Source organism: Mesorhizobium sp. M1322, from assembly GCF_040318085.1.
GTDB lineage: Bacteria > Pseudomonadota > Alphaproteobacteria > Rhizobiales > Rhizobiaceae > Mesorhizobium.
The window spans coordinates 14,298-39,135 of record NZ_JAMYLP010000020.1 but is presented as its reverse complement, the minus strand read 5'-3'; the positions used below and the strand labels follow the sequence as shown (position 1 = coordinate 39,135).

Genomic DNA, 24,838 nt, shown 5'->3' with positions numbered 1-24,838 from the left:
CTTTGGAGTGTAACTCATCTGTGGACTGTCGCGATCTTTGGACTGTCGCTTGACGAAATCGCCCACACGGACAACAACGCCGCCATGCTGAATCAGACCAAACCGGATCCCGTTCGGTCGCCCTTGCTGGAAAAGGCGCGGGCGCAAGGCATTCGCCACGGCTATTTCACCCGCATCGGCGGCGTCTCCAGCGGCATCTATCGGGGCCTCAACATCGGCACCGGCTCGAGCGACGACCAGACGCAAGTAGCCGAGAACCGCCGCCGCGTCGCCGACTGGATGGGCGTGCCATCAAACCATCTCTTGACCGCCCATCAAATCCATTCGCCCGACGTCGTCATCGCCAGAGAGCCCTTTCCCAGCGAGCGGCCGAAGGCCGACGCCGTCGTCACCGACCGGCCGGGCATCGCCGTCGGCGCCTCGACCGCCGATTGCGGACCGGTGCTGTTCGCCGATGCCGAGGCGCGTGTCATCGGCGCAGCCCATGCCGGCTGGAAGGGCGCCTTGTCAGGCGTGCTGGAAAACACAATTGCGGCAATGGAAAGCCTCGGCGCCCGGCGCGAGCGCATCGTTGCGGTACTCGGTCCGTCCATCGGCCCGGAAAACTATGAAGTCGGGCCGGAATTCATCGCTCGTTTCGTCGAGGCCGATGCCGACAATCTCGGCTATTTCGCGCCCTCGGCGAAGCCGGAACATGCAATGTTCGACCTCAACCGCTATACGGTCGATCGGCTGACCCGGGCCGGCGTCACCGCCGATGGGCTCAGCCGCTGCACCTACGCCGAGGAGGATCTGTTCTATTCCTACCGGCGCAGCACGCATCGCAAGGAGCCGGATTACGGGCGGCAGATTTCGGCAATCGTTTTGGAGACAGAATAATGGCGCTGCATTTCGAACGGTCGGAATTTGACGCGCGGCGCGATCGGCTGATGATCGAGATCGCCGAGAAGAAGCTCGATGCCGTCCTGCTGTTTGCGCAGGAGAGCATGTACTGGCTGACCGGCTACGATACGTTCGGCTTCTGCTTCTTCCAGTGCCTGGTGGTGAAGGCGGACGGCTCGATGATCCTGCTCACGCGCTCGGCCGATCTGCGCCAGGCGCGCCACACCTCGATCATCGACAATATCGTGCTGTGGACCGATCGCGACGGCGCCAATCCGGCGATCGACCTGCGCAATTTGCTCAACGACCTCGACCTGCTCGGCGCCCGCATCGGCGTCGAATACGACACTCACGGCCTGACCGCCTACAATGGCCGGCGCCTGGACGAGCAATTGCAGACCTTTGGCCAGATCGCCGACGCGTCCGGCATCGTCAGCCGGCTGCGCTTGTTCAAGAGCCCGGCCGAGATCGCCAAGGTGGAAAAGGCCGCAAATCTCGCCGACGACGCGCTGGACGCGTCCCTGCCGCTGATAAAGCAGGGTGGCGACGAAGCCTTGATCCTTGCTGCCATGCAGGGCGCGATCTTTGCCGGCGGCGGCGATTATCCGGCCAACGAATTCATCATCGGCTCTGGCGTGGACGCATTGCTTTGCCGTTACAAGGCCGGCCGCCGCAAGCTGAGCAAGAACGACCAGCTGACGCTCGAATGGGCCGGCGTCTTCCACCATTACCATGCGGCGATGATGCGCACGGTGCTGACCGGCAAAGTGTCGAAACGTCACCAGGAACTGTTCGATGCCGCGCGCGCCGCACTTCTGGCGGTCGAAAAGGCGATGACGCCCGGAAATACCTTCGGCGATGTGTTCGACGCGCATGCCCGCACGCTCGAAGCGCACAACTTGACCAAGCACCGGCTCAACGCCTGCGGCTATTCGCTCGGCGCCCGCTTCACCCCGTCATGGATGGACATGCCGATGTTCTATCAGGGCAATCCGGAACCCATCGCGCCAAACATGACGCTGTTCGCCCACATGATCATCATGGACTCCGAAACCGAGACGGCAATGACGCTCGGCCGCACCTATCTGACGACTGAATCGCAGCCGAAACCGCTGTCCCGCCATGATCTCGACTTGATTGTGCAATGAATCCATAATGGTAAGAATGCAAGGGGCGTCCATCGCCAGGGAGTTTTGAGCAAATGAGGCGATCGCATGTGACGACCGTGTCATTGCTCGCGGCGCTGACGCTGGCCGCCTGCACCAACGCGAAGGACGTTCTCGAACCCTCCGCGATCGCCTCGCAGTCGACACCGGCGGTACCAACGACCGGAACCGGCACGGCTACGCCGACCACGCCTGCAACGACTGCACAGCCTTCCGCAGCAACAGAACCTTCCGCCCCTACGCAGCCCGCAACCACGACCGTACCGCCCGCAAAGAGCGCCGCCGTCATCGCGCGAACTCGCCTGCAGGTAGCGCCGATTGTCGGCGCCTCGGTGGAAGCCGCCACACCGCTGACCGCGGAGCTTCAGACGCGAGCCAAGCAGCGCGGCATCACCTTGGCAGGCAGCGCCGGCCAGACCCCTACGCACGTGCTGAAGGGCTATTTCTCGACGATGTCGGAAGGCAAGGAGACCACCGTCATCTATGTCTGGGACATCTATGACCCGGCAGGCAACCGGCTGCATCGCATCAATGGCCAGCAGAAGGCGCCCTCGGTCAATGATGGCGAAGGCTGGGCTGCGGTCGCGCCGGAGACCATGCAGGCGATCGCCGACCAGACGATCGACCAGTTTGCCACATGGCTTGGCGGCCAAGCGGGGTGACTGGCGGGCTGACATGTTGCCGGCTTCCCTCGTCGTAGACGTTTATTGAGATTAGCCGGCGGATTCCGATCACGACGCTTGCAATACCGGCACGGGCCGCTAAAAGCCCCGACTAAGGGGCTCAAGAGAGTCTGCCAGAGTCTCCATCCTTCACCAGGAACGGTGCATGAAGCTTTTCGCGGGCAATTCCAACAGGGTGCTGGCCGAAGCGGTCGCCCGCTATCTCAACATCCCGCTGGGCAAAGCCAGCGTCAGGCGCTTCGCCGATCAGGAAATCTTCGTCGAGATCCAGGAGAATGTGCGCGGCGAGGATGTATTCATCCTACAGTCCACCTCGTTCCCGACCAACGATCACCTGATGGAACTGCTCATCATGATCGATGCCTTCATGCGCTCGTCGGCCAAGCGCATCACGGCGGTGATTCCCTATTTCGGCTATGCCAGGCAAGACCGCCGCGCCTCGGGCCGCACGCCGATCTCGGCCAAGCTGGTCGCCAACATGATCACGCGGGCGGGCGTCGATCGCGTCTTGACGCTGGATCTCCATGCCGGCCAGATCCAGGGCTTTTTCGACATCCCGACCGACAATCTCTTCTCGGTGCCGGTCATGGCCCGGGACGTGAAGGCGAAATACAAGCAGCTTGCCAATGTCATGGTCGTATCGCCGGATGTTGGTGGCGTGGTCCGCGCCCGCGCGCTGGCCAAGCGCATCGATGCCCAGCTCGCCATCGTCGACAAGCGTCGCGAGCGCCCCGGTGAATCGGAAGTCATGAACGTCATCGGCGACGTGCGCGGCAAGGATTGCCTGCTGATCGACGATATCATCGATTCGGGCGGCACCTTGTGCAATGCGGCCGATGCACTGCTTGCCGCCGGCGCTACCAGCGTCACTGCCTATACCACCCATGGCGTTTTGTCGGGCGGCGCCATCGCCCGCATCGGCGCCTCGAAGCTGCAGGAACTGGTCATTACTGATTCCATCCAACCGACCCAGGCGGTGCTTGACGCCAGCAACATCCGCGTCATCTCCATCGCCGACCTGATGGGTGAGGCGATCTCGCGCACGGCGACCGAGGAATCGGTATCGAGCCTGTTCGACTGAAACTCCGCCAGCGCTACAGTGCCGCGCGTCCAGCGGACGCTGTAGCACTTTGATTTTGCGCAACCGAAGGTTCGGGGTCATGCGCTACCCGTTCGACGCCCTGATGTTGTCCCTTGACCCGCGCATATAGCCGCGCGGCGATGCCCCCAGCATACGCTTGAACATGGTGATGAAGGCCGGCACGCTGTCATAGCCGAGATCGAGCGCCACCCTCGTGATCGGCTCGCCGTCGGCCAGCCTCGGCAAGGCCGCGAACAGGCAGGCCTGCTGGCGCCATGTCGACAGGGACAATCCGGTCTGGCGATGAAAGGCGCGGGTGAAGGAACGGCGGCTCATGCCGACGATATCGGCCCATTCGTCGATTGTCGCGTGCGGCGAGGGGTGCTGCGACGAAGCGCCGGCACAGTGCCGCAAGCTTTGGATCCATGGGAAAAGGCAGGCCGAGCGGCCGTTCCGGCAGGTTCGGGATTTCATGCAACAGGAGGGCTCATGATCAGCCCGCCGCGCCCCTCCAGCTCGGCGCCCTGCGGCAGCTTTTCCGATTCCACGATCAGGCTGTGCATCAGATCGGTGATGCCGACGACGCGCAGCCCATGCGGCAGCCCCGCAATGGCGTCCGGCATCACATAGACCGAGCGCATGCTGACGTCGCCAAGCATCTCGACGGAATGCTCGGTGCCGGCGGGAATCCACATGGCATGATCGGGAGGCACCATCCAGCGACCATGCCGCGTCGTCACCAGCACGACGCCGACAAGCGCATGCAGCAATTGACTGCGACTGTGACGGTGCTGCGGCACGTGGTAGCCGTCGGGATATTCGGTCGGCAGGGCCACCGCCGGCCCGACGGCCTGCTCCAGCCACTGCCAGCGGCGCTCATGCAACTGCCCAAGGTCGGTAAACTGGCCGAGATCGGTGTCGCCCGCTTTGAAGATTTCGTTGTCATGCGGCATTGGGTATTGGCCCACTCGCGAAACTATTGGACCAAACCACGAAAGAAGTCACCCGGCAAGTGGCCTATATAAAGCAAACGGGTTATGAGGCCGCCTGCTGCAGCGCCCGCCAAAAGACCACGGAGCATGCCTTGACCGACACGACAGCCACCACCGTCGCTACGCCTGCGACGGCCAGCCACACTTCGGCGCAGGCGACGGCCTTCACCGTCATCCTTGCGGTGAGCTTCTGTCATTGTGTCAACGACATCATGCAGTCGCTGCTGTCGGCGATCTATCCGCTGCTGAAGGACAATTACGGTCTCGATTTCTGGCAGATCGGCCTTTTGACCTTCACCTTCCAGGTGACGGCCTCATTGCTGCAGCCGCTGATCGGCATGGTCACCGACAAGCGGCCAATGCCCTATTCGCTGCCCTACGGCATGGCGTCCTCGCTGATCGGCCTGATCGTGCTGGCCTATGCCGGACACTATTGGCTGCTGCTGATCGGTGCGTCGCTGATCGGCATCGGCTCGGCGATCTTCCACCCGGAATCCTCGCGCATCGCCCGCTTCGCCTCGGGCGGCAGGTTCGGCCTGGCGCAATCGCTGTTCCAGGTCGGCGGCAATTTCGGCCAGGCCATAGGGCCCCTGCTGGCTGCCTTCATCGTTGTACCCTTCGGCCAGACCAGCATAGCCTGGTTTGCCGCCGGATCGCTGATCGGCATCGTCGTGCTGTGGCGGGTCGGCGGCTGGTACAGCCGCCTGCGCGCCTCGCTCGCCAACAGCAAGGCGCCAGGTTTTGTCTCGCCCTTCCCGCGCCGCAAGGTGATGGGCGCGCTGGCGGTGCTGACCTTGCTGGTGCTGACCAAGAACGCCTACATCGCCAGCCTCGCCAGCTACTACACCTTCTACGCCATCGATAAATTCGGCGTTTCGGTGCAGATGTCGCAGGTCATGCTGTTCCTGTTCCTCGGCGCCTCGGCGCTGGGCATCCTGCTCGGCGGCCCGTTCGGCGACCGCTACGGGCAGAAGCCGATGATCTGGTTCTCGATCGTTGGTGTGCTGCCTTTTACGCTGGCTCTGCCCTACGCCAATTTCGAATGGACGATGATCCTGACCGTGCTGATCGGCCTGATCCTGTCCTCGGCCTTCTCGAACGTCGTCGTCTTCGCTCAGGAACTGGTGCCCGGCCGCGTTGGCATGATCGCCGGCATCTTCTTCGGCTTCGCTTTTGGCATGGGCGGCATCGCCGCCGCCGTGCTCGGCGTCGTCGCCGACATGAAAGGCATCGACTTCGTTTTTCAGGTCTGCTCGTATTTGCCGCTGCTCGGGCTGCTGACGGTTTTCTTGCCGAATATGAAGCACGCGAGGAAGCTCGAGGAAGAGCCCACGATCGGGTGAAGCTTGAGTTGGACCTCGGCCCGCCCCGTAGAGGGTCGGGAGCTCTCTCTTCCTGCCACCTCATGCGTGGACCGGGCACAGATCGATTTTTGCCCTCACGCGCTGCAAAGCTTTCTAAATGCACTGATTGCGGCAACCACTCTTGAATGGACATCCCTGTCTGAAGGAACCGGCAGAGCGTGAATGACCCGCCGGATCTGCAGATCACCGCTCAGCAGGTTCAAGAACCAATCGGCCGCTATGCGCGCAGATGGCCGCAACCAGCGCACCGCTCTCCAAGCCGCGCTGGATCGACCCCGACCTCGGCTTCTGTCAGCCGCTATCGTAGTTCATGCCGTCGACATCAAGGCTTGAGGTCAGCCACTCGGGAAAGCCGCCTTCGAACCGGCGTGAGGCCCGGCCTCGCGCCCTCAGGATTGCCAGCGCGTCGGCAGAGAGAACGCACTGGACACCCCGGCAATAGGCGACGATGACCTTCTCTCGTGGAAGTTCCGCAAGTCGTTCTTCCAGCTCATCCACGGGAATGTTGATCGCACCCGGCAAATGCCCCGCCGCGTATTCCTCCTGCGGCCGGACGTCGAGCAGCACGATTTCGTCGTTCCGCATGCGGCGCACGAGTTCCTCGCGCGAGATGTTCTCCAGCCTGTCCGGCCGGCTCATAGTGTCGTTGATGAGCTCACGGATTTGCTCGCGCCTATGGTTCGCAAGGCTCCGCAGGGCCGCGAGCACGTTTTCGATCGGGCCATCGGCCAAACGATAGAGCACGCGTTTCCCGTCTCGCCGGGTCTGCACCAGGCCGGCCCGCTTGAGGTGTTGAAGATGCTGCGACGTGTTGGCTAACGCGATCCCGGAAAGTTGCGTCAGCTGCTCCACGGCCAGTTCGCCGTCGGCAATGTGGCGAAGAAGAACCAGCCGGTGTGCATGCCCCAGCGTGCGGGCGATATCCGCTATTTCGTCAAAGATCGGATGATGGACATCTGCGTTTTTCATATCGCATCGCCTACCATGAACTCATCAATCAATCAATACATTGAATGACGGATTTCAATCAGCTAGTGTCTGCGGCCGAGCGAAGCATGGACAGGACAGAAGCATAGAATGAACGAGCAGGTGGAATTCGTTGTCCGCGCAGCCGCGATCGGAGCGGGCGCGACGGCGGTGATGGATCTTTGGGGATTGTTTCTGAAGCGAGCGTTGGCGATCCCATCGCTTGATTATGCCTGGGTCGGCCGCTGGATCGGGCACTTCCCGCAAGGACGTTTCGCGCATGCGAATATCGCGCAGGCTCCCCGAATTCGGGGTGAAACGCCCGTTGGATGGGTCGCGCATTACGCGATCGGCATCGTCTTTGCTGCATTGCTGATGGGAGTATGGGGCCTCAACTGGGCTCGACATCCGACATTGCTACCCGCCCTTCTTGTCGGCATATCCACTGTTGTCGCCCCATTCTTCATAATGCAGCCAGCTTTTGGAGCCGGAGTTGCAGCCTCGAAAACGCCCAATCCGCACACTGCGCGTCTGCGCGGCCTCATGACTCATCTGTCCTTCGGGGTCGGGCTGCATGTCGCTGCGTTGCTTTCCGCACTCCTGTTTCCGGTCTGACACTGATCGGTTGCGGTCGGCATTCAAGACACGACCCAAATGTCTGACAAAGGGGTAGTTCAAAGCGAGACACTGTCCACCCGCCTTTGGCTTGCACCCCGCCCCACCTTCCGCTATAGAGCCGCCACCCGCGTAGACACCCTTGGAGGCAACGCGGCGGAAGGCTGTCCGGCCTGCGTGATCCCAAAATAGATTTTGGACCAGATCATGTAAGGCCATGACGGCTTTCGACGTTTACGGCCCAGGCATCTCGCCGGCCGCGAACGCTCCAGAACAACGCGAAAGGAAATGCCATGAGCCAAGATTCTTACGAGCTCAAGGCCGAAGCGCGCGAACAGGTCGGTAAGGGGTCCGCCCGTGCAGTTCGCCGCAACGGTAAAGTGCCTGCAGTAATTTACGGCGACAAGCAGCCTCCCCTGGCAATTGCGCTGACCTACAAGGACATCTACTACAAGATCCATGGCGGCGGGTTCCTGACCACGATCGCCACGATCGATGTCGACGGCAAGAAGATCCAGGTCCTGCCCAAGGACTACCAGCTCGACCCGGTCAAGGATTTCCCGGTCCATGTCGACTTCCTGCGCATCGGCAAGGACACCGAAGTCAATGTCGACGTGCCGGTCCACTTCATCAACGAGGACAAGTCGCCCGGCATCAAGCGTGGCGGCGTGCTCAACATCGTGCGTCACGAAGTCGAGTTCCACTGCCCGGCCAATGCGATCCCGGAATTCATCACCGTCGATCTCACCGGCACCGATATCGGCGATTCGATCCACATCTCGGCGGTCAAGCTGCCGGCCGGCGTCAAGCCGGTGATCTCCGACCGCGACTTCACCGTCGCGACCATTGCCGGCTCCTCGGCGATGAAGCCGGAGGCGGAAGAGACGGTCGAAGCGGCTGAACCCGAAGCGGCGGCTCCTGCCGACGAAGAGAAGTAATCCCTTTTCGCCTAGTGTGACGAATCCGAAATTCGCATCACCTTGGAGCAGCGCACTGGGCGAATTTCGGATTCTAAGGCCACATTAGCAACCATGAGTTCTAGTGTGGTTTTTGGATTTGAAGTTCCTGAACGCTGATACCGTCAAAGCAACAGGAACTTCAAATCCACCACACTAGAGGTGACGATGCTGCTGTTTGCAGGCCTCGGCAATCCGGGCGCGAAGTACGCCAACAACCGGCACAACGTCGGCTTCATGGCGGCGGACGCAATCGCCCGCCGCCATTCCTTTTCGCCCTGGTCGAAAAAGTTCCAGGGCCTGATCGCGGAAGGCACGCTTGCCGGCGAAAAGACCATCCTGATCAAGCCGCAGACCTTCATGAACAATTCAGGCCAGTCGATCGGCGAAGCGCTGCGCTTTTACAAGCTCGGCCCCTCGGCGCTGACGGTCTTCTATGACGAGCTCGACCTTGCCGCCGGCAAGGTGCGGGTCAAGGTCGGTGGCGGTTCCGGCGGCCACAACGGTATCCGCTCGCTCGACCAGCATGTCGGCAAGGATTTCCGCCGCGTGCGCATTGGCGTCGGCCACCCCGGCATCAAGGAAATGGTACATGGTCATGTGCTTGGCGATTTCGCCAAAAGCGACCGCGAGTGGCTGGACGCGCTGCTCGACACCATCGCCGACGATGCTGGACTGCTTGCCAAGGGCGACGACAATTCCTTCATGAATCGCGTGACGCTGGCCTTGCGCGACAAGCTCACGCCGACAGGCGACGACGACCGCCCGCCACCCAAGGCGCCAAAAGCACAAAGTCACGTCCGTCAGGCGCGGCCGCAGCAGCCGGCGGTCAAGCTGCCCGAAACCGGCCCGATGGCCGCCATGCTAAAGAAGCTGTTTGGCGGCAAGGAGTGAGCTTCCGCGTGAACGGAGCCGGAGGGCTTGACGTTCGTCACCCCTTTCGCCCATAGCCCTCATCAAATTTCGATTTCCCGATAGGACCGGATAAAAATGGGTTTCAAATGCGGCATCGTTGGCTTGCCCAACGTCGGCAAGTCGACGCTATTCAACGCGCTGACCAGGACGGCGGCGGCGCAGGCCGCCAACTACCCGTTCTGCACCATCGAACCGAATACCGGCGAGGTGGCGGTGCCCGACCCCCGCCTGCAGAAGATCGCGGCAATCGGCAAGTCGAAGGAGATCATCCCGACCCGCATCTCCTTCGTCGACATCGCCGGCCTGGTGCGCGGCGCCTCGAAGGGCGAAGGACTGGGCAACCAGTTCCTGGCCAACATCCGCGAGGTCGACGCCATCGTCCATGTGCTGCGTTGCTTCGAGGATGACGACATCACCCATGTCGAAGGCCGCATCGATCCCGTCGCCGACGCCGAGACCGTCGAGACCGAGCTGATGCTCGCCGATCTCGACAGCCTCGAGCGCCGCATCGTGCAGTTCCGCAAGCGCGCCTCCGGCAAGGACAAGGAGGCGCTGACCGTGCTGCCGATGATGGAAGCCGCTCTCGAACTCCTGCAGGCCGGCAAGCCAGCCCGCATCCTGCTCAAAGATATCTCTGCGGAGGATCTGCGCATCCTGCAGGGGCTTAACCTGCTGACGTCACACCCTGTGCTCTATGTCTGCAATGTCGCCGAGGCCGATGCTGCCACCGGCAACGCGCACACCAAAGCGGTCGAACAGATGGCTGCCGCGCAAGGCGCCCGCACCGTGGTGATTTCCGCGGCGATCGAAGCCGAGGTCGCGCAGCTCAGCGACGAAGAGGAAATGGAATTCCTGGCGACGCTGGGCCTCGATGAGCCTGGCCTGAACAAGGTGATCCGCGCCGGCTACGAGCTGCTGCAGCTCATCACCTATTTCACCGTCGGGCCGAAGGAGACACGCGCCTGGACCGTGCACAAGGGCGCCAAGGCGCCGCAGGCGGCAGGCGTCATCCACACCGATTTCGAACGCGGCTTCATCCGCGCCCAGACCATCGCCTACAACGATTTCGTCACGCTGGGCGGCGAAGTGGCGGCCAAGGAAGCCGGCAAGGCGCGCGACGAAGGCAAGGAGTATGTCGTCCAGGACGGCGACATCATGCTGTTCAAGTTCAACACCTGACCGGACCGACGGCGCGTCGGAAGCCCTCATGCCGCCGGCGCGATCACAGCCTCGTGCACGCCGCACAGGCCGTTTCCGCGCGGCTTGACTGCCCGCAATGCCCGGTCTAAGGGGCGTCTGCACCGGCCCGTGCTTTCGTCGAAAGCGCCTGTCCCGTGCAATCCGAAACGACGCGCCCGCTCGAACCCATCCTTTTGGCCTCAGCAAGGGAGACCCGGTGATGATCAAGGCATTCGTCGTGGACAATGATCGCCTGCGCCTTGCCGACGATCTCTTGCAAAACAGCGACAAAATCGTCTGGGCCGATCTTCTGAACCCGACAAAGGAAGAGGAAGCGGCCATCGAGGCCTGGCTCGGCGTTGCCATTCCGACGCGCGAGGAGATGGAGGAGATCGAGATTTCCAGCCGCCTTTACGTCGAAGACGGCGCCTATTTCATGATCGCCATTCTGCCGGCCCAGACCGAGGCCGACGATCCCCTGATGTCGCCGGTCACCTTCGTGCTGGCCGGCAACAGGCTGATCACCGTGCGCTATCACGAACCCAAGGCGTTCAAGACGTTTCCGCTGCGCGCCGAGAAGGTGGCGACCGGCTGCACCAGCGGCGACACCATCCTGATCGGCCTGCTGGAGGCAATCGTCGACCGCCTCGCCGACATTCTGGAGCGCGCCGGCCGCGACATCGAGACGATCTCGCGAGACATCTTCCAGGCAAGCTCGACCAAGGCTTCCAAACGCAACCGCGATTTTCAGGAATTGCTGAAGGCCATCGGCCGCAAGGAGGACATTGCCTCCTCGATCCGCGACAGCCTGATCTCGCTGCAGCGGCTCGCCGGCTTCCTCACCCACGCCTCAACCCAGACCAAGATGAGCAAGGACATCCGCGCGCGCATCAAGACCTTATCGCGCGACGTGCTGTCGCTCGCCGACCACGCCACCTTCCTGTCGCAGAAGATCAACTTCCTGCTCGACGCGACGCTGGGCATGATCTCGATCGAGCAGAACGCCATCATCAAGATCTTCTCCGTCGCCGCGGTCATCTTCCTGCCGCCGACGCTGGTCGCGTCGATCTACGGCATGAATTTCAATGTCATGCCCGAGCTGAACTGGCATTTCGGTTACCCCTTCGCCATCGGCTTGATGATCCTATCGGCGATCCTGCCCTTCTGGTATTTCCGCCGCCGCGGCTGGTTGTAGGGCCTTCGGAGCTTCTATTCCGTTGGGTGTGATGGCCTGGCGCATCAGAAATTACTTGACCAAATTGCGCCCCGCCTGCATCCGGGAACCCCGATCCGTGGCGATCGTACAACCTTGAACCGGATTCCAGACCATGACCGGAAAGAGTTCCAGACCATGACCGGAAAGACTTGGGCCTATGAGGATTTCGTCGAGGGCGCTTCGCTCGACCTCGGCACGAAGCTGGTGAGTGCGGCCGAGATCATCGAATTCGCGCAAGAGTTCGATGCGCAGCCGATGCATCTCGACGAGACGGCGGGCAAGGCCAGCATCCTTGGCGGGCTGGCGGCCTCCGGCTGGCACACCTGCGCGATGTTCATGCGCATGCTGTGCGATGCCTTCTTGCTGGACTCGACCTCGCAAGGCGCCCCCGGCGTCGACCAGGTCCGGTGGAAGAAGCCGGTGCTGGCCGGCGACATCTTGAGCGGCAACACCACCGTCCTTGCCAAGCGCCTGTCCAGGTCCAAGCCCCAGCTCGGCCTCGTCACTATGCGCAGCGAGCTTTTCAACCAGCGTGGCGAAGGCGTGTTCGAACTTGAGAACACCGTCATGTTCCTCGCCCGTGATGCCGCGCAGGGCCCCTCATGACTTTGGACGAGTTCTTCTGCATCGGCGTCACCGTCACCCTTGGGTCGCATACATTCGAGCCCGAGGCGATCAAGGCGTTCGCCACGAAATACGATCCGCAGATATTCCATCTCGACGAACAGGCGGCGACGAAAAGCGTGTTCGGCGGCCTGTGCGCCTCGGGCTGGCACACCGCTGCAACCTGGATGAAACTGAACCTAGAGACCGGCGTGGAGGCCGAGGGCGCCCGCTGGGCCGGCGCTGGGCCGGCGCCCGAATTCGGCCCCTCGCCCGGCTTCAAGAACCTCAAATGGCTGAAGCCTGTCTATGCCGGAGAAACCGTGACCTTCACCCGCACCGCGCTTGCCCACCGCCCCATCATGTCACGGCCGGGCTGGCGGCTGCTGACGCTGCGCTCGGAAGCCTTCGATTCGACCGGCGACAAGGTCATCGAGTTCGAAAGCGCTGTGCTGGTGAAGATGGGGTGAACAGAGTTCTTTCCTTCTCCCCTTGTGGGAGAAGGTGGATCGGCGCAAAGCGCCGAGACGGATGAGGGGTGTTGGAAGAAACGATGCGTCTAAAAATCAAATTATTTGAAGCACTTACGCCTTCAGCGCTGCGATCGGTCGAACACCCCTCATCCGACCTCGCTTCGCGAGGCCACCTTCTCCCACAACAAGGGGAAGAAGGAAAAAGCGTATCAATGCCCTTCAAACCCGATCAGCGTCCTGACCGGCACGCCGAGCGCTTCGAGTTTTTCGCGGCCGCCGAGGTCCGGCAGGTCGATGACGAAGCAGGCGGCGAGAATGTCGGCGCCGATCTGGCGCAACAGCTGGACCGCCGCCGCCGCCGTGCCGCCGGTGGCGATCAGGTCGTCGACGAGGATCACCTTTTCACCCGGAGACACGCCGTCCCTGTGCATCTCCATCTCGTCCAGCCCGTATTCGAGGCTGTAGGCGACGCGCACCGTCTCGTAAGGCAGCTTGCCCTTCTTGCGGATCGGCACGAAGCCGGCCGAGAGCTGATGGGCGACGGCGCCGCCAAGGATGAAGCCGCGCGCCTCGATGCCGGCGATCTTGTCGATCTTCTGGCCGGCATAGGGATGCACCAGCTCGTCGATGGCGCGGCGGAAGGCGCGCGCATTGCTTAGCAGGGTGGTGATGTCGCGAAACAGGATACCCGGCTTGGGATAGTCCGGAATGGTGCGGATCGCGGCAAGCAGCGTGTCTTCGAGCGAAGGTTTCATGGGGCGGCTCTCCGGGCATTCGTCCGATTCGACTTGAAGACGTGAAAAGGAACTCCGGCCGATCGTAACCCGGCGCGGCCGGCGACGGCTATCGCGATATAGCGCCTGCAAGAAAATTGTCCGGCAAAGGATTGGGCCGGCGGTCTTCGGAGGCAGTGTTCGGAAATGCAAAAGGGCGCCTTTCGACGCCCTTTCGATCTGATGGCTTTGCGTAGCTCAGTGCGCCACGCCGGCCCACACCTTGCGCTTGGTCAGATAGACCAGCGCGCCGAACAGCAACAGGAAGACCAGCACGCGAAAGCCGGTTTTCTTGCGGGCTTCCAGATGCGGCTCGGCCGCCCACATCAGGAACGCCGACACGTCGCGGGAATACTGGTCGACCGTCTGCGGCGCCCCGTCGTCATAGGTCACCTGATCGTCGGAAAGCGGGTTGGGCATCTTCAGCGACACGCCGGCTATGAAGTAGGGATTGTAGTGCGTGCCTTCCGGTATCTCCATACCCGCCGGCGGCTGCTCGTCATAGCCGGTCAGCAGCGAGTGAATATAGTCGGGACCGCCCTGGGCGTATTGCGTGAAGATGTCGAAGACGAAACGCGGAAAACCGCGCGTGACGCCGCGCGCCTTGGCCAGCAGCGACATGTCGGGCGGGGCAGCCCCGCCATTGGCGGCCGCTGCCGCCTGATCGTTGGGGAACGGCGCCGGGAAATAGTCTGACGGTATGCCGGGACGATCGAACATGTCGCCGGCATCGTTGGGACCATCATTGATCGTGTACTCGGCGGCCAGCGCCTTGACCTGCGCTTCCGAATAGCCAAGGTCTTCCAGCGTGCGGAACGCCACCAACTTCATCGAATGGCAGGCCGCGCAGACTTCCTTGTAGACCTTCAGCCCGCGCTGCAACTGCGCCTTGTCGTAGGTGCCGAACGGCCCGGCGAAGGTCCAGTCCATCTCCTTCGGCTCGTGTATCGGGAAATGCGTCGGCGCGGCCTCGTTGTGCGCCTCCTCCTGGGCGGTCGCCCCAGTGGTCGCGGCCGCTGTGCCTGCCAACACAAGGCCGAGCAGCGCCAGCGAGGTGAGAATCGTCTTCATACCAAATCCCCTTGAGATTCTCTGCCGCGCCGTCGTCTCGAGCATGATCTTTCCGAAAACCGGTCTCCACTTTTCGGCAACATGCTCAGCTCTTGGTTTCCGGTGCGGCTGTCGCGCGAGCCGGATGCCCGCCACCGCCATGCTTGTTCTTCTCGAGCACCGCCTCGGTGATCGAATTCGGCAACCGCCGCGGAGTCTCGATCAGGCCAAGCACCGGCAGCGCGACCAGGAAGAAGGCGAAATAGAACAATGTCGCCATCTGCGCCATGAACACGTAGCTGCCTTCGGCCGGTTGCGAACCCAGCCAGCCAAGCAGGACGGCATCGATCACGAACAGCCAGAAGAACAGCTTGTACCAGGGCCGGTAGACGGCCGAGCGCACCTTCGAGGTGTCGAGCCACGGCACCAGGAACAGCATGGCGATGGAGCCGAACATCGCCAGCACGCCACCGAGCTTGGAGTTGATCGGCCCGATATTGAAGGTGATGGCGCGCAAGATCGCGTAGAACGGCAGGAAGTACCATTCCGGCACGATATGGGCAGGCGTCTTCAATGGGTCGGCGACTACATAGTTGTCCGGGTGACCGAGAAAGTTCGGCAGGTAGAAAACGAAATAGGCGAAGATGAACAGGAACACGAGCATCCCGAACGCGTCCTTGATGGTCGCGTAAGGGGTGAAGGCGACGGTATCGGTTTTCGACTTGACCTCGATGCCGGTCGGGTTCGACTGGCCGACCACATGCAGCGCCCATATATGCAGCACGACGACGCCGGCGATCATGAACGGCAGCAGATAGTGCAGTGAAAAGAAGCGGTTCAGCGTCGGGTTGTCGACAGCGTAGCCGCCGAGCAAAAGCTGCTGGATCCAGTCGCCGACCAGCGGGATGGCGCTGAAGAAACCGGTGATGACGGTGGCGCCCCAGAAGCTCATCTGTCCCCAGGGCAGCACATAGCCCATGAAACCTGTCGCCATCATCAGAAGGTAGATGATACAGCCGAGGATCCACAGAAGCTCGCGCGGCGCCTTGTAGGAACCGTAATAGAGGCCGCGGAAGATGTGGATGTAGACAGCGACGAAGAAGAACGACGCGCCGTTCGAATGCATGTAGCGCAACAGCCAGCCCGAATTTACGTCGCGCATGATCTTTTCGACCGAATCGAAGGCGAGAGTGCTGTCCGCCGCATAGTGCATAGCCAGCACGATGCCGGTCAGCATCTGCGCCGTCAGCATGAGCGCCAGGATGCCGCCGAAGGTCCACGCATAGTTGAGGTTGCGCGGCACCGGATAGGCGACGAAGCTGTCATAGACCAGCCGCGGCAGCGGCATGCGGGCGTCGAACCAGCGTCCGATACCGGTCTTGGGCGTATAGGTCGAGTGTCCCTCGCTCATCGAAATATCCCTTAGCCTTAGCCGATACGGATCTTGGTGTCGGAAATGAACTGGAACACCGGCACCGACATGTTCTCCGGCGCCGGCCCGCCGCGGACGCGGCCGGAGGTGTCGTATACCGAGCCGTGGCACGGGCAGAACCAGCCGCCGAACTCGCCTTCCTGGCCGAGCGGGATGCAGCCGAGATGGGTGCAGACCTGGACCATCACTATCCAGGCTTCCTTGCCCGGCATGGTGCGGTTGGCGTCCGTTGCCGGGGCATCGGCCGGCAAATTGGCGTTGCGGGCGAGCGGATCCTTGAGCTGGGCCAGATCGACCGCCTCGCCGTCCTTCATCTCTTGTTCGGTGCGGTTGCGCACCACCACCGGCTTGCCGCGCCATTTCACGACAAGCGACATCCCCGGCGTCAGCGAGGAGACGTCGACCTCGACCGAGGCGAGCGCCAGCGTCGAGGCATCCGGGCGCATCTGGTCGATGAACGGCCAAGCGACGGCACCCGCGCCGACCACCGCGGCCATGCCCGTGGCGACGTAGAGAAAATCACGACGGTTGGGATCCTGGATGTCGGTTGCGCTCACGGGTGCCTGATCCTTTCGCCTCTTCCGTGCCAGTGGGCCGAGGCTTGTTCCCCGCTCTTTCACGCCAACCCGACAGCGCATGGCGAACAGGCTAGCGAATTCCTCCGGCAATTGGCCTTCGGTTTATGCGTGAAGCCCGTTTTTGTCCAGACGGGTGAAGGCACAAGGGCAGATTGTCGCGGGGACGCAATTCGGCGTCGGGCGGCATGGCGACGAAGACGGCGAAACCACATGAAAACAATGGCAAAACCGGCGCCGGTGTTTGCCTCGACAGAAGCCCCAGCCTCGGTCTATCCTCGGCTCATGGCGCACGTCATCGATCGCGACAAATGGGCCAGGACGCCCGACCGTTGCCTCGACCATTGGCAGGGCGAACTGCAGTGCGGCGCCTACGGCTCCAAAAGCTGCCTGATCTTCAACTATCTGCCGGAGATCGGCGGCGGCCCGCGGCTGCACACGCATCCCTATTGTGAGATCTTCATCATCCGCGCCGGAACCGGGCTGTTCACCGTCGGCGACCGGCAGATCGAGGCGTCGGCTGGCCAGATCCTGATCGTGCCGCCGAACACGCCGCACAAATTCACCAATCTCGGCCCAGGCCCGCTGGAGACCACCGACATCCACGAAAACGGCAGCTTCGTCACCGAGTGGCTGGAGTAGATCATGATCCCGAACCGAAGGTCCGCGTTAGCAAAAATCGGAAACCGGTTTTCGGAAAAAGACCATGGCCAAAAAAGTAGTGGTGAAAATCTGACGCTTGGTGCCCGAGGTTAGACAACGGCGTCTTGACGCCAGGTGATCCACCGGCGCGGTTGACGCGCAGCAAAGGCTTTCGCTGATCGGAGGGACCGGTCCGATCTCACGACCTTAGTTCCATCCTTCGGTCCAAGCGCGAACACAGAACCTTTGCAACATTATGGTTCTGATGCGTAGTCGCAGTAATGGAAGGTAGCGAGATAGCCGGGGAGTACGCGCATGAACTCCTGTTGATGGGTCCAAGCTCTGCACTCGGCCATGGAGGTCATGGGTTTTACGAGGGGGAGCCTGATTAGCTCCCCCTGGTTGGTCAGAAGGATTGTGACAGCGATGGCGGTGAACATGGCCCAGTCATCCATCGGCTTAAGGCTGGCGACGTAATAACCGCCGGGGTTAGGACGTGCGTCGTCTGAGGCAACCTCGTTGACATGGTCAGGGCCGCTGAGTTTCGCGATGCGGGAATCCGCTTTTGCGGCCGTTTGCGCCGCCAAGAGAAGAGCGAGAGCGATGATGAGCTTGGCGCTTTTCATGTTATCCTCCTTTCCAATCCGGTGTTGTTGGGATCAGTTGGAAGCGACGACCGAATTGGCTGCGCCAGGAAGCGCGCCAGGAAGGTGAAATGTCCCGAAAGACTCCTGAAATTGACCCGAAATCTGCTGAAACGATCAGGTTTCGCGGTTTTGTCTTCATGACAAAATGCGAACAGCTTCAGACGGTCGAAGGCAAAGCGGTCAATCTTCGCAGTCAGTCCGCCGAGGTGCTCTCAGTGCTCGCGGCGCGACCGGGCGAGATCGTGTCCAAGGATGTGCTGATGCAGGCGGTTTGGCCCGATACCTTCGTGACCGACGACAGCCTCACTCAATGCATTGCCGATATTCGCCGCGCGGTGGGGGACGACGCGCACGTGATCGTGGAAACCCTCCCCAAGCGAGGTTACCGGCTGAATGCCGCCGATCCATTGGACGCGGCGGACCCAAACGCCGCAGCCGGCACGGAACGTGCCAAGACGCGATCCTCGCGGCGCGGCTTCATACTTGGTGCAATCGTTCTCGTTGCGGCAGCCATCGGCGCATACTGCGGCGCGGAAGTATGGCGAGCCGCTCCGGTTCGTTCGACAGACATGTCGAGGATCGCGGTGCTTCCCTTCGAGGACTTCAGTACCGGCGCGGACAAGGGATATCTCAGCGATGCCGTCGCCGAGGGGATCATCACCGAGCTGGCCCGGAGCAAGACTTATGCCGTCATCGCCCGGAACTCGAGCTTCAGGTATCGAGATCAGCCGAGTGATGTCAGACAGATCGGAGAAGAACTCGGCGTCGACTACCTGCTCGAAGGCAGCCAGCAGAAGATCGGAGACCGGCTGAAAGTGACCGCCCAGTTGCTGAACGCGCATGACGGGTCGCATGTCTGGGCCAACACCTACAACCAGGAGATTGGCGATCTTTTCGTCGTCCAGGAGGAAATCATCCGCACGCTTGCGGATCGGGTCGGGCGCAGGATCGAGCGCCCGCTGCCGAAGAGCGACGCCGCGCAGGTCAGCGCGCTTCACTATGTCCAGATGGGGTTTGCCGAGACAGAGAAGGATTTCTCTGCCGCGGGGAACGAGCTGCTTCGGCAGTTCAGCCTCAAGGCGATCGAAGCGGATTCGAACTCCCAGTTCGGCTATATCGGGCTGGCCTTTGCCTATCGCAATGACGCGCTATTCTGGCACAAGCAGGAAAATAACCCCGACGAGGCGTTGAAGCGCGGCGCCGAGTATGCCGACAAGGCAATCCTGCTCGCTCCGGACGATGCCAACGCGCATTATGTCCGCGCCAAAATTCATACCGAAGCCGGAGAGATCGAGCAGGCCATTGCGCGGTACGATCAGGCGATCGCCCTGAATCCGAGCGCCTCGAATATCCTCGCCGGCAGTGCGTCCCCGCTGATCTTTGCCGGCCGAATCGACGAAGCTATCGATCGGATCGAGCAGGCCAAGGGCATCGATCCTTTCCACCCTGACTGGTTCCACTGGGACATGGGCTGGGCGCTCTGGGAAAAGAACGATTGCGGGGCTGCGCTGACGGCGATGCGGAAAATGTCCAGAATCCCGAGCGGCGCGCACCGAATGCTTGCGGGGATTCACGCTTGTCTGGGAAACAAGCGGGAGGCACAGGAAGCGCTTGCGGTTTTCCTCAAAGACTCGCCCGGCGACTCCATCAGCAAGCAACGCAAGCAGTGGGGGAAGATGTGGGCCGCTCCCAGCCTCGAGCGCTGGATCGAACACATGCGGATCGCGGGGCTGCCGGAGTGACGGCTGACCGTATGCGACCCGGGAGAACACCGATTGGCCGCTAAACCTGTGAAGTCTTTGGGCGCATGAGCGCTGATTGCCCTCAATGAAGGATCATCTTTCGCAAGCAATATTGGGTGCGGAAAAGTCGGCAATGGGGCCGCCTATGCGCCAAAGTGCGCTCGCACCCGAACTTCTGGAACGGGTCGAAATCGGTATTTCGTCTTCGGTTCCATCAGATTTTCAACACTAATTGTCTACTTCGCACCAAGCTTGGCCAGTACGGCCTTGGGAATGTTGTATTCCCGGATCACCGCGTCGTGCTTGCGTAAACCGCACAATTCGCGCTGGATGAAATAGCCGTGGACCGCCTCCGCCGCGTCCTTGAGCAGCCGGGCACGATGTTCGCCATCGTCGCCATGTTCACGCAATCTCGCCAGCGTCTCATCCACGCGCCGGCCGGCGCGGCCGAGCGCCGCCGCCTTTTCGCCGACGATTTCATGGCCGAGCAGGTCGAGCGCGCTCTCCTGCGTCCCCGACCGTCCGAAATTCGATGGCATTCGCACCGACATGGTCCACTCCGGTTTTTGCTGAAATCTGGCCCTACTCCGCCGGCCGCGTTTCCTCCAGCACGCTCTCCTCGTTGAACAGGAAGCCGCCGGACTGCCGCTTCCACAGCCGCGCATAGAGCCCGTCGAGCGCCACCAGTTCGTCATGCGTGCCTTGCTCGACGATCCGGCCGCCGTCGAGCACCACCAGACGATCGAGTGCCGCGATGGTCGACAGCCGGTGCGCGATGGCGATGACCGTTTTGTTCTCCATCAGCATCGCCAGATTTTCCTGGATGGCCGCTTCGATATCGGAATCAAGCGCCGACGTTGCCTCGTCGAGTATCAGGATCGGCGCGTCCTTGAGGAAGACGCGGGCGATCGCCACGCGCTGGCGCTGGCCGCCAGACAATTTCACGCCGCGTTCGCCGACAAAGGCCTCGTAGCCCTGGCGATCGCGATTGTCGCGCAAGTCGAGGATGAAGTCGTGCGCCTCGGCCTTCTTCGCGGCCGCGATCACCTCCGCGTCGGTCGCTTCCGGCATACCGAGCTTGATGTTGTCGCGAAGCGAGCGGTGGAAAAGCGCAGTATCCTGGCTGACGACGCCGATATTGGCGCGCAGCGAATCCTGCGTCACCTTTGAAACATCCTGGCCGTCGATGGTGATCTTGCCGGCCTCGAGGTCGTAGAGGCGCAGGATCAGATTGGCCAGCGTCGTCTTGCCGGCGCCGGACGGACCGACCAGTCCGACCTTCTCGCCGGGCCGCACGACAAGGTCGATGCCGTTGAGCACGCCGAATCCCTTGCCGTAGTGGAACTCGACCTTTTTCATGTCGATCCGGCCGCCGGTCACGACAAGCTCCCTGGCGTCGGGTGCGTCGATCAGGCCGAGCGGCTGCGAGATCAGCGCCTTGGAGTTTTCCAGCACGCCGAGATTCCGCAGGATGCCGTTGAGCTGCATCATCAGCCGGCCGAGCAGCATGTTGAGCCGCAGCACCAGCGACAGCGTGAAGGCGACGGCGCCGACGGTGATCGAGCCTTCGACCCAGAGATAGACGGCAAAACATGCGATCGCCGTGATCATGATCCCCGACAGTGTCGTCAGCGCCATGCGCACGCCGGTCAGCCGGCGGGTGAACGGCCGCAGCGCGTCGAGATAGATATCGAAGCCGCTCCTGATGTAGCGGTCGTCGCCGTCGGCGGAGAACAGCTTCAGCGTCTGCACGTTCGAATAGGAATCGACGATGCGGCCGGTAATCATCGAACCGGCCTCGGCGGTTGCCTCGGCGTGTTTGCGGATCGCCGGCAGATAGCGCTTGGCGAGCCAGCCGAAGGCGGTGATCCAGATCACCACCAGCACCGCCAGCCGCAAGTCGAGGCCGGCGACCAGCACCAGCGTCGTCACCGTGTAGACGACCATGAACCAGACCACCCCGATGAAGCTTTCCATCAAATCGCCGGTCGCCTGCCCCGCCTGCCAGACCTTGGTTGCGATGCGGCCGGCGAAATCGTTCTGGAAGAAGTCGTAGGACTGCCGCGAGACATGGCGGTGCGCCTGCCAGCGCACCAGATTGTAGAAGCCGGGGGTGATCGTCTGCTCGTCGACCAGCGCCGCCAGGCCGACGACGATGGTGCGGATGACCAGCACTACGGCGGCCATGAAGACAAGTTCGGGACCGGCGGCAGTCCACAGCGCGTCCCAGCTGCGCTCGCCGGGGAGCTGGTCGAGAATGTCGACCAGCCGCCCGACGAAGTAGAACAGCCCAGCTTCGACCAGCGGCGCAATGCCGCCGATGACCAGCATGGCGAAGAAGGCGACCTTCGCCTGGCCGACATAGTGCCAGAGGAACCCGCTGACGCTGACCGGTGGCCGAAGATTCGCAGGCTCCCTGAACGGATAGACCCAGTTCTCGAACCAGCGATAGACGGCAATCATCATTCGGCGGCCATCATTCTGCTGCTTGACCCCGAGCGATGGCATCGTTGGCGGTGGCACCGTCGTCGAGCAGGAAGCCGCCCGACTGGCGCTGCCAAAGCTGCGCATAAAGGCCGCCGCTGGCGACGAGTTCCTCGTGCGAACCTTCCTCGATGACGCGGCCCTTGTCCATGACGACGAGCCGGTCCATCGCCGCGATGGTCGAGAGCCGGTGCGCGATGGCGATGACGGTCTTGCCTTGCATGAGCTTGTAAAGGTTCTCCTGGATCGCCGCCTCGGCCTCCGAATCGAGCGCAGACGTCGCCTCGTCGAGAATGAGGATCGGCGCGTCCTTCAGCATAACACGGGCAATGGCGATGCGTTGCCGCTGGCCACCGGACAATTTGACGCCGCGATCGCCGACATGCGCATCGAAACCGGTGCGGCCACTGGCGTCCGAAAGCTTTGATATGAAATCAAGTGCCTCGGCGCGGCGTGCTGCCTCGACCAGCATCTCGTCGCTGGCGTCCGGCCGGCCATACAGGATGTTCTCGCGCACCGAACGATGCAGCAGCGAGGTGTCCTGCGTGACCATTGCGATCTGGGCGCGCAGCGAATCCTGCGTCACCGCGGCGATGTCCTGGCCGTCGATCAGGATCTTGCCGCTTTCAAGGTCGTAGAAGCGCAAGAGAAGGTTGACCAGCGTTGACTTGCCGGCGCCCGAGCGGCCGATGATGCCGACCTTTTCGCCCGGCTTCACCGTCATCGACAGGCTTTCGATCATGCCTTTCTGCTTGCCGTAGTGGAAGCGGATGTCCTCGAAGCGGATCTCGCCCTTGGTCACGACAATGTCCTTGGCGCCAGGCCTGTCTTCGACGACGCGCGGCAACGAGATCGAGCTGATGCCGTCCTGCACCGTGCCGATATTCTCGAACAGCGTGGACATCTCCCACATGATCCATTGCGACATGCCCCAAAGCCGAAGAACCAGGCCGATGACCAGAGCGACGGCGCCGATCGTCACTACCTGGCCGAGCCACAGCCACAGTGAGATCGCGGTGACCGAAAACAACAGCAGCGAGTTCAGGACGTAGAGCAGGCCGTAGAGCTGTGTCACCAGCCGCATCGACCGGTAGACCGTATCGAGAAAGCCGGCCATGCCTTCCCGGGCGAAGGACGCCTCGCGCCGCGCATGCGAGAACAGCTTGACCGTCTGGATGTTGGAGTAGCTGTCGACGACGCGGCCGGTCATGGTCGAGCGCGCATTGGCCTGCTCCTCGCCGACCTTGCCCAGCCGCGGGATGAAGTAGCGCAAGAGCAGGACATAGCCGGCAAGCCAGACGGCAAGCGGCGCCGCCAGCCGCCAGTCGGCCGAGCCGACGATGAACAGCATGCCGAGGAAATAGACCACGACATAGTTGAGCACGTCGATGAGCTTGATGACGCACTCACGCACGGCGAGTGCGGTCTGCATCAGCTTGGTCGCGATGCGTCCGGCGAACTCGTCCTGATAGAAGGCCATCGACTGCTTGAGCAGGTAGCGATGCACCTGCCAGCGGATACGCATTGGATAGTTGCCCATCAGCGTCTGCTGGTTGAGGAGCGCATGGAAACAGACCGTCGCCGGCAGCGCGAACACCACGATGAAAGCCATGCCGGCGAGCTTCCAGCCCTCGGTCTGCAGGAACGTCTCGCGGTTCTGCGCCGACAGCCAGTCGACGATCCGGCCCATGAAGCCGAACATCCAAACCTCGGCAAGGGCGATAGCCGTCACCAGCATCGCATCGACAGCGATGTAGGGCCAGGCCCCGCGCGTATAGTGCACGCAGAAGGCGATCAGCGTCTTCGGCGGCTCGACCGGCTCCTCGGCAGGGAACGGATCGAGCCTTGTTTCAAACCAGCGGAACATTGTCTCGGTACTCACATGCTCGTTTTCGCTCACGCGGCGCGGGAGCACTTAGCGTCCTGGGAGCGCTTAGCGTCCGGGGTAGCGTCATGGCATCGCGTGGCGGCAAGAACCGGCGTCCCGGAACCACCCGGGCCGCCGGTCCTGCTTCGCGCAATATAGGATGTCGCGGGCTTTTCGCCGACAGGCTCCCTTGACGATCCTGACAGCGCCGTGTCGACGACCCGGAGTTTCGCGCCGGTTTTTGCGCCGGGCCGGATCAGCCTGATGATCCGGCGCACCAGCGACGGCCGGCTGCGATCGGGAACCGCGCGCGAGAAATCGACGTCCGGCAGCATGCCGCGATGCGGGCGCCGACGGGTCTCGGCGTGAGCCGCAGACGAATAGGTTTCGCCGATCAAAAGCGCACATGTCGCCATCCTGCGCTCGTGCAGGCTTCTTGAACCGGGAATTTTGCAGGGATCGAACATCCGTCCGTCCTCCATGTGAAAATACGGAAAAAGTCCGGCCTGTTCGCAGGCGAATGGCCGGCGAATGG

25 protein-coding genes and 1 pseudogene are annotated in these 24,838 nt (G+C 62.1%); 15 read left to right on the top strand and 11 right to left on the bottom strand.

The genetic code is table 11. The annotated features are described in order from the left end of the window. The first annotated feature begins 84 nt into the window (after positions 1 to 84). From pgeF to NKH12_RS10480, 4 genes are all read left to right on the top strand, one after another. Complete coding sequence (gene pgeF / locus NKH12_RS10495) at positions 85 to 879, top strand: peptidoglycan editing factor PgeF (RefSeq protein WP_352953041.1); 795 nt, start codon at positions 85 to 87, stop codon at positions 877 to 879. Beyond that, positions 879 to 2,030 carry a M24 family metallopeptidase gene (locus NKH12_RS10490; RefSeq protein ID WP_352953040.1) on the top strand — a complete coding sequence of 384 codons (1,152 nt, stop codon included), beginning with the start codon at positions 879 to 881 and terminating at the stop codon, positions 2,028 to 2,030. Before pgeF ends, NKH12_RS10490 begins: the two co-directional genes overlap by 1 nt. Positions 2,031 to 2,083: 53 nt before the next feature. Beyond that, positions 2,084 to 2,710: a hypothetical protein gene (locus NKH12_RS10485; protein WP_352953039.1), complete on the top strand. Its 627-nt coding sequence runs from the start codon at positions 2,084 to 2,086 to the stop codon at positions 2,708 to 2,710. A 166-nt stretch (positions 2,711 to 2,876) separates the two neighbouring features. Continuing rightward, a complete protein-coding gene (locus tag NKH12_RS10480; protein ID WP_128204445.1) occupies positions 2,877 to 3,812 on the top strand; it encodes a ribose-phosphate pyrophosphokinase in 936 nt (311 codons plus the stop codon). An 84-nt stretch (positions 3,813 to 3,896) separates the two neighbouring features. On the opposite strand, the pseudogene NKH12_RS10475 reads toward NKH12_RS10480, so the two are convergent. Beyond that, positions 3,897 to 4,765 (bottom strand): annotated as a pseudogene (locus NKH12_RS10475) (AraC family transcriptional regulator). 131 nt (positions 4,766 to 4,896) lie between these two features. Between NKH12_RS10475 and NKH12_RS10470 the strand changes: the two are divergent. Continuing rightward, on the top strand, positions 4,897 to 6,147 hold the full coding sequence (locus NKH12_RS10470; protein WP_352953038.1) for an MFS transporter: 1,251 nt from the start codon (positions 4,897 to 4,899) through the stop codon (positions 6,145 to 6,147). A 312-nt stretch (positions 6,148 to 6,459) separates the two neighbouring features. Here NKH12_RS10470 and NKH12_RS10465 read toward each other — a convergent pair whose 3' ends face one another. Next, positions 6,460 to 7,059, bottom strand: a complete 600-nt coding sequence (locus NKH12_RS10465; RefSeq protein ID WP_352953083.1) for an ArsR/SmtB family transcription factor — start codon at positions 7,057 to 7,059, stop codon at positions 6,460 to 6,462. Between NKH12_RS10465 and NKH12_RS10460 the strand changes: the two genes are divergently transcribed. From NKH12_RS10460 to NKH12_RS10425, 8 genes are all read left to right on the top strand, one after another. Next, positions 7,003 to 7,185, top strand: coding sequence for a hypothetical protein (locus tag NKH12_RS10460; RefSeq protein ID WP_352953085.1), 183 nt, complete (start codon positions 7,003 to 7,005; stop codon positions 7,183 to 7,185). The two genes, NKH12_RS10465 and NKH12_RS10460, sit on opposite strands and share 57 nt — an antisense overlap. A gap of 60 nt (positions 7,186 to 7,245) precedes the next feature. Further along, positions 7,246 to 7,749, top strand: coding sequence for a DUF2938 domain-containing protein (locus NKH12_RS10455; protein ID WP_352953037.1), 504 nt, complete (start codon positions 7,246 to 7,248; stop codon positions 7,747 to 7,749). Positions 7,750 to 8,042: 293 nt separating this feature from the next. Continuing rightward, positions 8,043 to 8,687 carry a 50S ribosomal protein L25/general stress protein Ctc gene (locus NKH12_RS10450; protein ID WP_352953036.1) on the top strand — a complete coding sequence of 215 codons (645 nt, stop codon included), beginning with the start codon at positions 8,043 to 8,045 and terminating at the stop codon, positions 8,685 to 8,687. Positions 8,688 to 8,873: 186 nt separating this feature from the next. Beyond that, positions 8,874 to 9,599 (top strand): aminoacyl-tRNA hydrolase, encoded by a 726-nt coding sequence (gene pth, locus NKH12_RS10445; protein ID WP_352953035.1) that lies wholly within the window; start codon positions 8,874 to 8,876, stop codon positions 9,597 to 9,599. A 96-nt stretch (positions 9,600 to 9,695) separates the two neighbouring features. Then, entirely contained in the window at positions 9,696 to 10,799 is a 1,104-nt protein-coding gene (gene ychF, locus NKH12_RS10440; RefSeq protein ID WP_352953034.1) for a redox-regulated ATPase YchF, read from the top strand. Positions 10,800 to 11,019: 220 nt separating this feature from the next. Further along, positions 11,020 to 11,994, top strand: a complete 975-nt coding sequence (corA, locus tag NKH12_RS10435) for a magnesium/cobalt transporter CorA (RefSeq protein WP_352953033.1) — start codon at positions 11,020 to 11,022, stop codon at positions 11,992 to 11,994. 156 nt (positions 11,995 to 12,150) lie between these two features. Continuing rightward, complete coding sequence (locus tag NKH12_RS10430; RefSeq protein ID WP_352953032.1) at positions 12,151 to 12,621, top strand: MaoC family dehydratase; 471 nt, start codon at positions 12,151 to 12,153, stop codon at positions 12,619 to 12,621. Beyond that, the gene (locus NKH12_RS10425; RefSeq protein WP_352953031.1) at positions 12,618 to 13,088 is read left to right on the top strand and encodes a MaoC family dehydratase; all 471 of its coding nucleotides are present in this window, start codon (positions 12,618 to 12,620) and stop codon (positions 13,086 to 13,088) included. Before NKH12_RS10430 ends, NKH12_RS10425 begins: the two co-directional genes overlap by 4 nt. Before the next feature lie 212 nt (positions 13,089 to 13,300). On the opposite strand, the gene NKH12_RS10420 is transcribed toward NKH12_RS10425, so the two are convergent. The 4 genes from NKH12_RS10420 to petA all read right to left on the bottom strand — a co-directional run bounded on the left by NKH12_RS10420 (position 13,301) and on the right by petA (position 16,903). Next, complete coding sequence (locus NKH12_RS10420) at positions 13,301 to 13,846, bottom strand: adenine phosphoribosyltransferase (RefSeq protein WP_352953030.1); 546 nt, start codon at positions 13,844 to 13,846, stop codon at positions 13,301 to 13,303. A gap of 216 nt (positions 13,847 to 14,062) precedes the next feature. After that, positions 14,063 to 14,935: a cytochrome c1 gene (locus tag NKH12_RS10415; protein WP_352953029.1), complete on the bottom strand. Its 873-nt coding sequence runs from the start codon at positions 14,933 to 14,935 to the stop codon at positions 14,063 to 14,065. A gap of 85 nt (positions 14,936 to 15,020) precedes the next feature. After that, positions 15,021 to 16,325: a cytochrome b gene (locus NKH12_RS10410; protein WP_352953028.1), complete on the bottom strand. Its 1,305-nt coding sequence runs from the start codon at positions 16,323 to 16,325 to the stop codon at positions 15,021 to 15,023. A gap of 17 nt (positions 16,326 to 16,342) precedes the next feature. Further along, on the bottom strand, positions 16,343 to 16,903 hold the full coding sequence (gene petA / locus NKH12_RS10405; protein WP_352953027.1) for a ubiquinol-cytochrome c reductase iron-sulfur subunit: 561 nt from the start codon (positions 16,901 to 16,903) through the stop codon (positions 16,343 to 16,345). A gap of 303 nt (positions 16,904 to 17,206) precedes the next feature. Here petA and NKH12_RS10400 point away from each other — a divergent pair, with 303 nt between their 5' ends. Continuing rightward, entirely contained in the window at positions 17,207 to 17,563 is a 357-nt protein-coding gene (locus NKH12_RS10400; protein WP_352953082.1) for a cupin domain-containing protein, read from the top strand. Between the two features lie 254 nt (positions 17,564 to 17,817). Here the strand turns inward: NKH12_RS10400 and NKH12_RS10395 are convergent, their stop codons facing one another. Beyond that, positions 17,818 to 18,189, bottom strand: coding sequence for a hypothetical protein (locus tag NKH12_RS10395; RefSeq protein WP_352953026.1), 372 nt, complete (start codon positions 18,187 to 18,189; stop codon positions 17,818 to 17,820). An 89-nt stretch (positions 18,190 to 18,278) separates the two neighbouring features. Between NKH12_RS10395 and NKH12_RS10390 the strand changes: the two genes are divergently transcribed. Further along, the gene (locus NKH12_RS10390; RefSeq protein WP_352953025.1) at positions 18,279 to 19,952 is read left to right on the top strand and encodes a winged helix-turn-helix domain-containing tetratricopeptide repeat protein; all 1,674 of its coding nucleotides are present in this window, start codon (positions 18,279 to 18,281) and stop codon (positions 19,950 to 19,952) included. A 236-nt stretch (positions 19,953 to 20,188) separates the two neighbouring features. Here NKH12_RS10390 and NKH12_RS10385 read toward each other — a convergent pair whose 3' ends face one another. The 4 genes from NKH12_RS10385 to NKH12_RS10370 are packed head-to-tail and all read right to left on the bottom strand — an operon-like array spanning position 20,189 to position 24,770. After that, a complete protein-coding gene (locus NKH12_RS10385) occupies positions 20,189 to 20,503 on the bottom strand; it encodes a DUF6665 family protein (protein WP_352953024.1) in 315 nt (104 codons plus the stop codon). A gap of 31 nt (positions 20,504 to 20,534) precedes the next feature. Then, the gene (locus NKH12_RS10380; protein ID WP_352953023.1) at positions 20,535 to 22,418 is read right to left on the bottom strand and encodes an ABC transporter ATP-binding protein; all 1,884 of its coding nucleotides are present in this window, start codon (positions 22,416 to 22,418) and stop codon (positions 20,535 to 20,537) included. Positions 22,419 to 22,428: 10 nt separating this feature from the next. Next, positions 22,429 to 24,303 carry an ABC transporter ATP-binding protein gene (locus NKH12_RS10375; protein ID WP_352953081.1) on the bottom strand — a complete coding sequence of 625 codons (1,875 nt, stop codon included), beginning with the start codon at positions 24,301 to 24,303 and terminating at the stop codon, positions 22,429 to 22,431. A gap of 29 nt (positions 24,304 to 24,332) precedes the next feature. Continuing rightward, positions 24,333 to 24,770, bottom strand: coding sequence for a hypothetical protein (locus NKH12_RS10370; RefSeq protein WP_352953022.1), 438 nt, complete (start codon positions 24,768 to 24,770; stop codon positions 24,333 to 24,335). Between the last annotated feature and the right edge of the window lie 68 nt (positions 24,771 to 24,838).